Genomic DNA, 12,726 nt, shown 5'->3' on the forward strand with positions numbered 1-12,726 from the left:
GGCGCCCTGCGCCCCGCCCACACCCAGTGCGTACAGGCCGCTGGCGACGTTGGCGCCGGTCAGCGACAGGCTGTAGCTGGTCGAGCCCGGGCCATCGCTGCCGTAGTCGGTCACGGCGGCGAAGTTGTCGGCAAAGTTCGCCGACACCGAGGCCACACCGACCGGGTCGCTGTCGCCATCGGTTTCCGTGCCCAGCGGACGGGTTTCGTCCAGCACCAGGGCATCGGCCTGCGCATTGCTCACCGACGCAACCGGACCGTCGTCGTCAAAACTGAACACGCTGCTTTCGCTGACGTCCTCTTCTCCGGTCGTACTGCGATTGATCAAGTCCACCGTCGCCGAGCGGGTGATGCTGTCACCATCGGCATCTTCGACCGTGACGCTGTATTGCAACTGCACGGCGCCATCCTCGGCCAGGAGCAACTGCAATGCTTCGTCGTGCAGGCTGTCGTCGCCATGCTGCAACGGCTCATACAGGGTCGTCTGCAGCTGATAGTTAGGCGCGGCCAGCGTTCCCAGGTTGACGATCTCGATAGTGAAGACATCTTGACCGTCCTCATCCACGCCCCGCAGCAGTGTTTCGCCGTCTTTGACGAGGGTGATCGAGCCACCGTCAATGGCTTCAAGCGTTGTCGCCAGCTCGCCACTCTCCGGGAAGCCTACAAAGCTCAGGCTGCCGGTAGTCTGCCCGGCACCATCGGAACCGTAACTGGCCATGGCACTGAACAGGCTCAACAGACCGCCTTGCGTTGTATTCAGACTGGTGGTCACCTGCCCCAGGCCAGGCGCATCGCCATCCGTATTGCCGTCCGAATCAACCTCGCCGTCGGCCAGCCGCTCGTCGCCTTCGGTTTCGTCCACGTTGACCTGCAGGGCGGCCAGTTCTTCTGTCGAAGCCTCGGCCCTGACAGTCAGAGCCGGACCGTCGTCGTCGAAGCTGAAGACCGAGGTTTCGCTGTCAGCCAGGGTGATCTGAGCCGAATCGCTGACGCTGTCACCATCGGCATCCACACGAGTTACCGTGTACTGCAGTTGCAACACACCACCCTGGGTCAGCAGCAGATCGAGCGCTTCGTCGAAAGCCGCCTGATTACCATGTTCCAGGGCTTCAAACAGGGTGGTCTGCAGTTGCAGCACACCGTCGACCTCGACAATCTTGATGCTGAACACCACATCATTGTCGGCATCCACGCCCTGCAACTCGGTACCACTCACGGCCTTCAGGGTAATAGCACCGCCATCGGTGGCAGTCAGACTGGTGAGCACACCACTGCCGGACACACCGACAAAACTCATCACACCGCTAGTATTGCCAGGGCCGTCCGAGCCATAGCTACCACTGGCAGCAAACAGGGCCACCAAGCCGCCACTGATGCTGGTCGTCGTCTGAGCCAGAGCACTCGGCGGGCCGGCGATATCGTCGTTGCTATAGCTGTCCGGGCTTTCACCGTTCGCATAACGGTCAGCGTCACCGGTGGTTTCATCCAGGCTACTGGTCAGGCCACGCAGATCAGCCTCACCGGCCACGCTGACATCCAGGGTCGGCGCGTCGTCGCGCAGCACCAGCAGGCCTCCCAGATTCAGCGAGGCACTGGCCGTATCACCGTCACCATCCTGAACACTGGCCACCAGCTCAATCAGGCCTCCGCCAATAGCGATGGGCTCATCGCTATCCAGGGCATCGGGATGGCGCACAGAACGCAGCTGATCCCAGGCCACATCGCCGCTTTCATTGACAGTGAGACGGAATGCCACCAGCGCGGGATCACCACCCACCCAGCCCTCAAGCATGCCGCCATTGAGGTGCAACTCGATGCCAGAGCCGGTCGCGGAATCCACCAAACCGCTATCGAGGTTGTTGATCTTCAGCGCATAGCTCAGGGACCCGCCATCGGCGCCCAGAACGGAGGAAAATGCCGATGCGAAATTGGCAACATCGTCAAACGCGAAGTTGCTTTCATCAACGACCAACGCGCGCAGCTCGCGATCGGCCAGTTCGATGCTCGGCGCATCATCATTGATCAGCGCATCCAGCGAGACGGTTGGCGATACATCGCCATCGAGATCGAACATGCGCACCAGGAAGCTCTCGCCCACCTGATCGGCGCTGCCACTGCCACTACCGCTGTGATCGAGAGTATTGTCGCTGAGGCTATAAACCCAGTTGCCGGCCGCATCGACCGTCAAGATGCCGTACTGGCCCTGTACCACGCCGCCATTGGTGACATCCACCCAGTTGCCGTTGACGTCCTGGATCTGCACGGACGACACCCCGTCCGGGGAGTTGATGACCAGATTGCCGCTCGCCTGCTCGGCCTGGCTTGTCGGATTGGAGCCATCAGCCAGGGCCTCTTCGTCAACGACCGCAGGCCCGGTGACAATCGTACCGTTGGCATCTTCGTATTCGATCTCGATGTCCGGCGTGAAGTCCGGGACTATCACCGGCTCTGGATCAGGAATCGCCGCTGGCTCCGGATCTGGAAACTCGGGGCCGCTGCTGATGCCTTCGGTGGGATAACCGATTACCGGATCAAGCGCTCCGGCCGTTTCGGCGAGCAGGACAAACGAGTGTCCGCCACCCACACCACCTGCACCACCTGCACCACCGGCGCCACCAGCTCCGGGGCCGGCTGCAGTAGCCTCACCGACCTGGGTCGGGTCTACACCCGCCTCGATGGCAGCTTGCAATTGCTCGACATCGGTCAGCTCACTCTGGCTGGGCGGGGCCGGTGGGGCATCGTCGGCGCCGGCATCCGGCACAGCGCTACCACCACCCGCGAGCATCTGCTCATCGAGGGTCAGCGAGCTATCGCGCCCGACCGTCAGTTCACCGCCATTGGTCAGGCGGATGGCTATCGCACCGGCAGCACCGGTAACGATCTGCTCACCGGCAAAGACCCGGTCACCTTCAGCGAGGGGACGGCGAGTTCCATCGCCTGCTACCGCAAACACCTCGCCGACAACTGTTCTGACGACACCAATCAAAGTAGCCATGAATCCATCCTCCGCGCCGCAGTCGAATCTGACCGCAATAGCAATAAGTCAGGCAGCTCTGCGGATACCGGATATTCAGCAGGACGTGATCAAACTTGATGGGCGTAGGCACACACAAAAAGCACACAGTGACGAAAAAATGGCACCCTGTCTGCCATACAACTACCCGTCAATTCACTCCTGATTCGTTCCGCCAGAGTTCTGACTAACCATCGTTTAGAAGCCGACGAACGGTGCAAAACCCCTGATTCGTATGGACTTCTACGTTCAAGATTGGTCCTGATCCCCAGCTCTGCATAAGATTTTTTCTTCATAAAAGTTGCGTCTTTTTTTTCTAAGCTACGCTCAAGGATGTTCTTAGCTATTGAGTGTCTGTTAAGTCCCCCCGTTCGAATTGGCAGGAAATGCCAATTAATTGGCGGCACAATTCGAACACTCTTAATAAAGGAGATACCCTCATGCGCGTACTCACTCCGCTCTGGAGCGCCATGCTGGTTGCCATGGCAAGCACATCGCTTCACGCAATGACTCTCACCGAGGCCATTCAGAGCACTCTGGACAACCACCCCGAGATCGCTGCCAGCGCCAGCAGCCGACTGGTTGCCGATGAAGATGTGAAGGTTGCCAAGGGGGGATACCTGCCAACCGTGGACCTGCTCTCCGGCTATGGGCGTGAACACACTGACAGCCCTTCGACTCGTGTGCCCGTGGGCAGCCACAACACCGAGACCCTGACCTACAGCACGAATGAGCTACGTCTGCGGCAGATGCTGTTCGACGGTTTCAATACACCCAATGAAGTCGCACGCACCGAAGCAGTGGTGAACTCGCGTGCCTATTACCTGCTGGGTACCGCCGAGAGCCTGGCCCTGCGCACCGTCGAGGTTTACCTCGATGTTCTGAAGCGCCGCGAAATGGTTTCGCTGGCAGAAAACAACCTGCGAGCCCACCAGCGCGTACATGATCAGATAAGCATGCGCAGCGACCAGGGTGTTGGCAGTACCGCCGACCGTGACCAGTCCGCCGCCCGCCTGGCCCTCGCGCAGAACAACCTGTACACCGAGCAGGTCAACCTGCGCGACGCCGAAGCCAACTTCTTCAGCGCCACCGGACGCATGGCCGATGAACTGGAGTCGCCGGCCTCGATCAAGGGCGAGGTTCCCGAAGACGTCAACAGTGCCCGCCAGGTGGTGATCAGCAACAACCCCTACCTGAAATCGGCCCAAGCCGATGTGCAGGCCGCCGAGAAGCAGTACGAAGTGGCCAAGTCGCCCTTCTATCCGCGCTTTGACGCGGAATTGGCCACCTCGGCAGGTGAGAACAACGCCGGCGACGAAGGCCACGACAATGGCTGGCGAGCCGCCGTGGTGATGAACTACAACCTGTTCAATGGCATGCGTGACAAGGCCCGCCTGCAGGGAGCCGCCTACCAGATCAACGAAGCCATGGACATCCGCAACAACGCCCTGCGAGTCCTCAACGAAAACCTCAACCTGGCCTGGAACGCCCTGGAGAATGCCCGCCTGCAAACTCCCAAGGCGCGCGACTATGCTGAATACAGCGCCAGCACCCGTGAGGCCTATCAACAGCAATTCAGCCTCGGCCAGCGCACCCTGCTCGACCTACTCGACAGTGAGAACGAACTGTTCACCGCCAACCGACGCTACACCGAAGTGCGCTATATCGAAGAGTTCTCCATGTATCGCCTGATGGCGGCCATGGGTGAGCTGTTGCGCAAGCAGGGGGTCGTGGTGCCGGCGGAAGCAGTCGCCCTGACTGAGATCAAGAGCGAGGCGAGCCTGCCCAATCTGAAGTAGTTGTCACGCAGGAGCCGTACCCTTGACCAGCATGGCGCAAGCAGCCGGCACGGATCGCGACCCACGCCAGAGTCATGACGATCCATTACTAGATGGCCTGCTGATTCTCTGTCAGCAGCACAACCGCAGCGCCAGCCGGGCCAGCCTGACGGCTGGCCTGCCGCTGCCCAACCAGCGCCTCACCCCCGACCTACTGGCCCGTTCCGCCGCTCGGGCGGGCCTGCAGGCACGTCTGCTACGCCGTGAGCTCAAGCACATTTCCGCACTCAACCTGCCCGTGCTGCTGCTGCTCAACGACGGCACCAGTGCCGTGCTCAAGCGCTGGAAGGACGACCAGGCACTGATCCTGCCCTGCGAAGCAGAAGGCGGCGAACAATGGGTGGAGCGCAGCGCACTGGCCGAGGCCTACTCCGGACGGGCTCTATACGCACGGCCGCGCCACGAGCTGGAAGAGCTGCGCGAGCCGCTGCTGCCGCGCGTCAACGCCTGGTTCCGCGACACCCTCAAACTGTCACGCTGGCTGTACTCCGATGCCGTGCTGGCCAGCCTGATGATCAACCTGCTGGGCCTGATGATCCCGCTGTTCGTCATGCAGACCTACGACCGAGTGGTGCCCAACCAGGCCACCTCCACCCTCTGGGTGCTGACCATCGGCTTGCTGATCGGCACGCTATTCGAGCTGCTGCTGCGGGTATTGCGCGCCTACCTGCTGGACATGGCCGGCAAGAAGACCGACGTGGTGCTCTCGGCCACCCTATTCGAGCGCATCACCGGCATGTCCATGGCCGCCCGCCCGGCCACCATTGGTGGTTTCGCCCAGAGCATCCACGACTTCCAGGGCCTGCGCGAATTTCTCACGGCGGTCACCCTCACCAGCCTGATCGACCTGCCATTTGCCCTGCTGATGATGCTGGTGATCGGCCTGCTCGGTGGGCCGCTGGTGATCATCCCGCTGATCGCCTTCCCGATCACTGCCATGTTTGCCCTGGTCATCCAGGCGCGCCTACGCGACACCGTGAAAAAGAGCCTGAGCCTAGGCGCCGAACGCCAGGCCCTGCTAATCGAAACCCTGGCGGGGCTGGAAACTCTGAAGGCCTGTGGCGCCGAAAGTGAACGCCAGCATCGCTGGGAAACCACTCACGGAGCGCTGACCCGCCTCGACAGCCATGCCCGCAATCTTGCCTCGATCGCCACCAACGGCACCCTGTTCCTGCAACAAATGGCCGGCATGGCCACCATCATCGGCGGGGTCTACCTGATCATCGACGGACAGATGAGCGTCGGCGCCCTGGTCGCCTGCTACATGCTCGGCAGCCGGGTCATGGCACCACTGGGACAGATTGCCAGCCTGATCACCCGCTATCAGCAAGCGCGTCTGACCATGACCAGCACAGATGCGCTGATGGCGCTGCCCCAGGAGCGCAACGCCGAGCAAAGGCCGCTGGAACGCACACGCCTGCATGGCGCCATCGATGCCCGCCAGTTGAGCTTTCGCTACCCCGGGCAAAGCAGCAACGCCCTGAGCAATATCAGCCTGCATATCAAGCCTGGCGAGCGCATCGGCATCATCGGTCGCAGCGGCTCGGGCAAGAGCACCCTGGCGCGACTGCTGATGAACTACTACAACCCCGACGAAGGCCAGCTGCTGGTCGATGGCCTGGACCTGCGCCAACTGGACGTTGCCGACCTGCGCCACCAGATCGGTTATGTCGCCCACGATCTGCCGCTGCTGTCTGGCAGCCTGCGCGACAACCTGACCCTCGGCGCCCACTACGTCAGCGACGAGCACATGCTGGAAGTTGCCAATATCACGGGCGTGACCGAGCTGGCCCGCCAGCACCCACAAGGCTTCGACCGCCCCGTGGGTGAGCGTGGTCAGCTGCTCTCCGGAGGCCAGCGGCAGATGGTGCTGCTGGCCCGCGCCCTGCTCCTCGATCCACCGATCCTGCTGCTGGACGAACCCACCAGCTCGATGGACAACACCAGTGAAGACGCCCTGCGTCAGCGCCTGGTGGAATGGTCGAAAGGCAAAACCCTGCTGCTGATTACCCACCGCGCCTCGATGCTTGCCCTGGTCGAGCGCCTGGTGGTGCTGGACAACGGGCATGTGGTGGCCGACGGCCCGAAGGAAGCGGTGATCGATGCTCTGCGCAAAGGCCGGGTCGGCCCGGCGCTGGGTTAGGAACAGAACATGCCCAAGAAGCAAGACGAAATCGGCTATCGCGAGCGCATGCTGCAGGCCAGGAAGGACACCGAGTTCATGCCCGAAGTCGAGGGCACGATTCTCGAAGACAGCCCCTGGGCGGCGCGCTTCACCGTATGGGTAGTCTGCGCCCTGCTACTGGTCGCGCTGCTATGGGCCAAGTTTGCCGTACTCGATGAGGTCACCACCGGCGAGGGCAAGGCGATTCCATCGAGCAAGGTACAGACCATCCAGAACCTCGAAGGCGGCATCGTTTCCGAAATCTTCATCCGCGAAGGCCAGGTAGTGAACAAGGGCGATACCCTGCTGCGCCTGGACGACACCCGCTTTCTCTCCAACCAGGGCGAAACCGAAGCCGATCGCCTGGCCCTGATTACCCGCGTCGAACGCCTTTCGGCCGAAGCCGAAGGCCGTCCGGTGCAACTGCCCGACGAGATCGTCCAGCAGGCGCCACAACTGGTCGAGGACGAGTTGGCCCTCTACCGCTCGCGTCAACAGCGCCTCTCCAGCGACCTAAAGACCCTCGACGAACAGCTGCGCCAGAAGACCCAGGAGCTGGCCGAGTTCCGCTCCAAGGCGGCGCAATACCGCTCCAGCCTCGGTCTGATCCAGCAGGAACTGAACATGTCACAGCCGCTGGTGCAAACCGGCGCCATTTCTCCGGTGGAAATCCTTCGCCTGCGCCGCAGCGCCGTGGAAGTGCGCGGTTCGTTGGATGCCACGACCCTGGCCATCCCTCGCGCCGAAGCGGCCATCGACGAGATCAAGAGCAAGATGCAGAGCGTCGAGCTGGCCTTTCGCGAAGAAGCGCTCAAGGAACTCAACCAGGCCCGCACCGAACTGCAGAAGATCACCGCCACCAGCGTGGCCATCGAGGACAGGGTCAGCCGCACCACCGTGGTATCTCCCGTCCACGGCATCATCAAGCTGCTCAAGGTCAACACCATCGGCGGCGTGGTACAGCCCGGCAGTGACCTGGTGGAAATCGTGCCGCTGGAAGACAGCCTGCTGATCGAGGCCAAGGTACGTCCGCAGGATGTCGCCTTCCTCCACCCTGGGCAGAAGGCCATGGTCAAGTTCAGCGCCTACGACTACACCATCTACGGCGGACTCAAGGCCAAGCTGGAAGTGATCAGCGCCGACACCATCACCGACGACGAAGGCCACAGTTTCTACCTGATTCAGGTGCGTACCGATAAGAGCCATCTGGGTAGCGATGAGAAACCCCTGCTGATCATCCCCGGCATGATTGCGACCGTGGACATCATCACCGGACAGAAGAGCGTACTCGACTACCTGCTCAAACCGGTGCTTAAGGCCCGCTCCGAGGCCCTGCGCGAACGCTAAGCATCGTGATTGCGCCGGTAGGTCTCTTCACCCATCGCCGCAATCTGCCCCTCAATCAACGCCTCGAACGGTCGCAACAGTGCACTGAAATCGGCTGATGCTTCCCAGCAATTGAGCACTTCAACAATCGCCTCCAGAGTCGACAAAGCTCCCGGCATCGGCGCTTTGCGTAGCCGGTAGCGCGACTCCAAGCCCTCTGGCAGGCACACCCGCGGCAGACTGGCCAACTGCGGATTGAGATGCAGTAACTTGCGCGCCTTGCGCCAGGTTCCGTCGGGTACCACCAGCAGCGTCTGCCTGCCCTCCCCGGCACGCCACTCGCCAATCGGCCGGGCACCCTTCCCCGGAAACAGCAGCACCGGCTCGATATTGGGCTCTGCCAGCCAGCTATCCAACTCGGCAAAGCGTTCACCGATTTCCAGACGTGCCTGCTGCAACCCCAGAGCCGCCAGTCGCGCCGTGTTAAGGGCATGCCCTGCTTCGTCCTCATGCTGCAACAGCAACAAACGGGTGCGGCTGGACAGGCTGGGAATCAGCGGACACAGGCAATGACGCAGGGGACGGCAGCAGGCAACACAACGGGGACGCGACATCTGGACTCTCCGACAGACCCGCATTGTGCCACAGCCAATCTGCGGCAACTTGTCGCGCGCCCTTGTGTCGCGCGGCTATGGGTCATCTGCGACACAGGTGCCGCCGCACCTACAGTTCGCCACTTAATAAAAATCGATCCGTTTAACGTTTCGCCAAGGAAATTCCATGCCTTCCGTTCATTTCCGGCGCAGCCTGATCGCTGCCAGCCTCACCTGCGCATTCAGCGCCCACGCCAGCACCGTTGAGCTTGAGCAGATTCGCGTCAGTGATACGCCCAGCAATGACCCAACAGCACCTGCGCTGAGCGAACGCCGCACCGAACTAGAAAAAGTTCCCGGTGCTGTCAGCACGGTTGACAGCGAGATCTACAAGAATGGCCGCAGCAGCAACCTGAAGGACGTTCTGGGCATGGCGACCGGCGTCTATATCCAGCCCCGCTTCGGCGCAGAAGAGGCACGCCTGTCAATCCGTGGTTCAGGCCTGCAGCGCACCTTCCATGGCCGTGGTTTGCTGCTGTTGCAGGATGGCGCGCCGATCAACTACGCCGATGGCAGCTTTGACTTCCAGGACATCGAGCCGCTGGCAATGGACTACATCGAAGTACTGCGCGGCGCTAACGCCTGGCAGTACGGTGCCACCAACCTGGGTGGTGCGATCAACTTCCGCAGCCCCACTGGCAAGACGTCGCCTGGCGTGATCCTGCGCAGCGAGGCCGGGAGTGATGGCTATCAGCGACTGTTCGGCTCGGCGGCGGAAGACTTCGGTAACTGGGATGGCTATGTCGCCGCCTCCACCTATCAACAAGATGGTTTTCGCGACCATGCGGATCAGGACAATCAACGCTACTTTGCCAATATCGGCGGACGCATCAATGAACGCCTCAGCACACGCGTTTACGTCAGCCATGTGGAAACCGATTCGGAGCTACCGGGCAGCCTGACCAAGGCACAGCTGCGGGAAGATCCTGAGCAAGCCAGCGCCAGCAGCATCACGGGCGACCAGAAGCGTGACTACACCCTCAACCGCGTGGGCAATATCACAACACTGGAGCTGGAAAACGGCCATAGCCTGGAGCTGTCGACCTACTACCGCGAGAAGCATCTGTTTCACCCCATCTTCCAGGTGCTGGATATCGACAGCGAAGACTACGGCACCCGATTGGCTCACCATTGGCAGGATGCTTCTGGCTGGCGCTGGACAGGTGGTGTGGAGGCCAGCCAGGGCCGCAACTGGGACTCACGCTATCAGAATGTGTCGGGGCATTCCGGCCGCAAAGTCAACGAGCTACACCAGACTGCACGTAACCTGAATGCCTTCGGCGAACTGGAGATCCCGCTGGCCGAGCGCTGGGCGCTGGTCGCCGGCGCCGCCTGGCTGCATCAGGATCGTGATCAGGATGATCGCCTGCGCTGCAATGCCTTCGTATCAGGCTTCTGCCTGCCGCAGAATGAATCCTTCAACGAAACCTACCAGGGCCATATCGGCCGCATCGGCCTGCGTCATGATCTGGCCGAAGGCCTGCAGCTTTACACCAACCTCAGCCAGAGCATGGAGCCGCCAACCTTCTCCGAACTGTCCGGTGCTCAGATCACCAACGTCAATGAGGAGCAACGCGCCAACACCCTGGAAGCAGGCCTGCGCTGGAGTCAGCCAGACTATGCGCTGGATCTCGCCGTGTACCGCAGTGAAGTACGCGATGAACTGCTCTCGCTCAACGATGCCAGCGGACAGCCGTTGGGAACTATCAATGCCGACCGCACCCTGCACCAGGGTATTGAACTGGGTGGAGAACTGCACGCTGGTAGCTACGTCGCCCGCGGGCAGTATCTCTACAACGACTTCCGCTTCGACAACGACGATACCTATGGCGATAACGCGCTTGCCGGCATGCCGAGCCAGTTCCTCAAAGGCGAGGTTTTGTGGGAGAACGCTGGCTGGTATGCCGGCCCGACCGTCGAGTGGGTTCCGGTGCACTACGCCGTCGATCACGCCCAAACGCTGTACGCCGAAGGTTATGCCATCTGGGGTCTGAAAGGCGGCTACCGTCCGAATGAGGGCCTGGGCTTCTTCATCGAAGGCCGCAATCTGTCGGACAAGACCTACATTGCCACCACCGGCGTGATCGCCGATGCCAAGGGTCAGGACAGCGCCCAGTTCCTGCCAGGTGATGGCCGCAGCCTCTTCGCCGGAATCGAGTGGCGGATGTGAATATGAGTCAGACTCAGCCGTTACGAAAATCCAGCGGCTGGCGTCAGCGACTGCTGCGACTGCTTCCCTGGCACCGACGACTGGCCCTTGTGGCCAGCATCGGCGTACTCAGCTGGGCACTGTCCGGCCTGCTACATCCGCTGATGACCGCACTGCAGCCGCAGCCCGCGACGCCCTTGCCGCCGCAGCCCCCACTGTTCCTTGAGGGCCTGCAGGCTCCTCGTGATGTTCTGCAAGCCGCAGGGATTGCCCAGGTACAGGCGCTGCGTCTGATCGTTCTGGACGGTGAACCCTGGTATCAGGTTCGCCTACCCGGGCAACTAACACCCCGTTACTGGAACGCCCGCAGTGGCGCGGCTGCCGATTTGTCGGAGCGTCATGCTGAGAAACTGGCGGCTCACTTTCTGGGCAGCACGGAAGCACTCAAGGCCGGCATCACCCTCAACCAGTTCGGGGCTGAATACGCCTATATCAATCGACTGCTGCCTGTAGTACAGGTCAATACGGCGCGCGAAGATGGTCTGCGCGTCTATATCGACCTGTTTCAGGATCGTCTGGGTACGCTGGTTGATGACCGCAAGGCGCTGTTCAGCAGTGCGTTTCTCAACCTGCACAGTTTTGCCTGGCTGGACGGCACCGGGAGCTTCAGGCCGCTGCTGATGCTGCTCCTGCTCGGCACAGTCCTGATCACGGTACTGATGGGCATCAGCCTGTTCGTCGCGCGGCGCCAGGCACGCACACCACTGCGCCGACTCCATGGCATTGGCGGGATCGCTCTGGCGGCTCTGAGCCTGGGCTTTGCCAGCAGCGCCTGCTGGCATGTGCTGCACAAGCACAATGCTCAGCCTGCACCCGACGCTTTCACTCCGACGCTGGATGTCAGCGCACTGACCACCGCGCCAAATGGAAGCTGGCTGGAAGCCCATGAAACGCTGCAGCGCCTCAGCCTGCTGCAACTCGATGGCAAACCGATCTGGCGCCTGCAAGGTCAGCGGTTCGGCAAGCTGCCCACGCTGCGCTATGTCGATGCTCAGGGACAGCCGCTCGACGACATCGCCCCTCTGCGTTATGCCGAACAGCGCTTTGCTCACTACGCGGAGCAACTGGGGCTCGCAGCACCACAGACGATCACCCTGCAAACGCAGTTCGATCATGAATATGGCTTTGTCATGAAGCGCTTACCGGTGCTCAAGGCCCAGTATGCTGACGCCCAGCAGACCAGCCTGTACATCGACTCGCTGGATGGTGCACTCAGTGCCCGCATTACCCAGCCTGACCGACTGGAAGGTTTTACCTTCGCCTACCTGCACAAGTGGGCATTTCTGAATGACTGGAGCAAAACCGGCAAAGACGTGCTGCTGACACTGGCGGCGCTCGCCCATCTGATGCTGGTTGCGGGTGGTTTGTGGCTCTACGGCCGAAGGCGCCGCTGAACTACAGGCTGTTAACGCAAAAGCCCTTGGTTCTCACCAAGGGCTTTTTGTTTTAGCGCCGTTGACGCTGCTGCAGTTGTCGCCGTCGCAGCTCTTCGGCCGTCATGGCCCTGACAGGCTCCAGGCGAGG

General features: G+C 61.4%; 7 protein-coding genes. 5 read left to right on the top strand and 2 right to left on the bottom strand.

Annotated elements, in window-relative coordinates:
• Nucleotides 1-2,994, bottom strand: a 2,994-nt coding sequence (locus tag HNP49_RS06495) for a retention module-containing protein (RefSeq protein ID WP_184681667.1), incomplete at its 3' end; no start/stop codon positions are given.
• Between the two features lie 458 nt (nucleotides 2,995-3,452).
• On the opposite strand from HNP49_RS06495, the gene HNP49_RS06500 reads away from it, so the two are divergent.
• From HNP49_RS06500 to HNP49_RS06510, 3 genes are read left to right on the top strand one after another with little or no spacing between them, the layout of a single operon-like run.
• Entirely contained in the window at nucleotides 3,453-4,811 is a 1,359-nt protein-coding gene (locus tag HNP49_RS06500) for a TolC family outer membrane protein (protein ID WP_184681669.1), read from the top strand.
• A 31-nt stretch (nucleotides 4,812-4,842) separates the two neighbouring features.
• Nucleotides 4,843-6,993 (top strand): type I secretion system permease/ATPase, encoded by a 2,151-nt coding sequence (locus tag HNP49_RS06505; RefSeq protein ID WP_409372533.1) that lies wholly within the window; start codon nucleotides 4,843-4,845, stop codon nucleotides 6,991-6,993.
• Between the two features lie 9 nt (nucleotides 6,994-7,002).
• Nucleotides 7,003-8,361, top strand: a complete 1,359-nt coding sequence (locus HNP49_RS06510) for an HlyD family type I secretion periplasmic adaptor subunit (protein ID WP_184681673.1) — start codon at nucleotides 7,003-7,005, stop codon at nucleotides 8,359-8,361.
• On the opposite strand, the gene HNP49_RS06515 is transcribed toward HNP49_RS06510, so the two are convergent.
• The gene (locus tag HNP49_RS06515; RefSeq protein WP_184681674.1) at nucleotides 8,358-8,954 is read right to left on the bottom strand and encodes a tRNA-uridine aminocarboxypropyltransferase; all 597 of its coding nucleotides are present in this window, start codon (nucleotides 8,952-8,954) and stop codon (nucleotides 8,358-8,360) included. The genes HNP49_RS06510 and HNP49_RS06515 overlap by 4 nt on opposite strands.
• Nucleotides 8,955-9,120: 166 nt before the next feature.
• On the opposite strand from HNP49_RS06515, the gene HNP49_RS06520 reads away from it, so the two are divergent.
• Together HNP49_RS06520 and HNP49_RS06525 are read left to right on the top strand one after the other, a co-directional pair.
• Nucleotides 9,121-11,163 (top strand): TonB-dependent receptor, encoded by a 2,043-nt coding sequence (locus HNP49_RS06520; protein WP_184681677.1) that lies wholly within the window; start codon nucleotides 9,121-9,123, stop codon nucleotides 11,161-11,163.
• Nucleotides 11,164-11,165: 2 nt separating this feature from the next.
• The gene (locus HNP49_RS06525) at nucleotides 11,166-12,596 is read left to right on the top strand and encodes a hypothetical protein (protein WP_184681679.1); all 1,431 of its coding nucleotides are present in this window, start codon (nucleotides 11,166-11,168) and stop codon (nucleotides 12,594-12,596) included.
• Nucleotides 12,597-12,726: the final 130 nt, after the last annotated feature.

Source organism: Pseudomonas fluvialis (assembly GCF_014207935.1).
Lineage (GTDB): Bacteria > Pseudomonadota > Gammaproteobacteria > Pseudomonadales > Pseudomonadaceae > Aquipseudomonas > Aquipseudomonas fluvialis_A.

Excerpts from the sequence above, each read along its gene's own strand:
- HNP49_RS06515 (WP_184681674.1), bottom strand. The coding sequence starts at position 8,954 with ATGTCGCGTCCCCGTTGTGTTGCCTGCTGCCGTCCCCTGCGTCATTGC.
- HNP49_RS06520 (WP_184681677.1), top strand. The coding sequence starts at position 9,121 with ATGCCTTCCGTTCATTTCCGGCGCAGCCTGATCGCTGCCAGCCTCACC.
- HNP49_RS06500 (WP_184681669.1), top strand. The coding sequence starts at position 3,453 with ATGCGCGTACTCACTCCGCTCTGGAGCGCCATGCTGGTTGCCATGGCA.
- HNP49_RS06525 (WP_184681679.1), top strand. The coding sequence starts at position 11,166 with ATGAGTCAGACTCAGCCGTTACGAAAATCCAGCGGCTGGCGTCAGCGA.
- HNP49_RS06505 (WP_409372533.1), top strand. The coding sequence starts at position 4,843 with ATGGCGCAAGCAGCCGGCACGGATCGCGACCCACGCCAGAGTCATGAC.
- HNP49_RS06510 (WP_184681673.1), top strand. The coding sequence starts at position 7,003 with ATGCCCAAGAAGCAAGACGAAATCGGCTATCGCGAGCGCATGCTGCAG.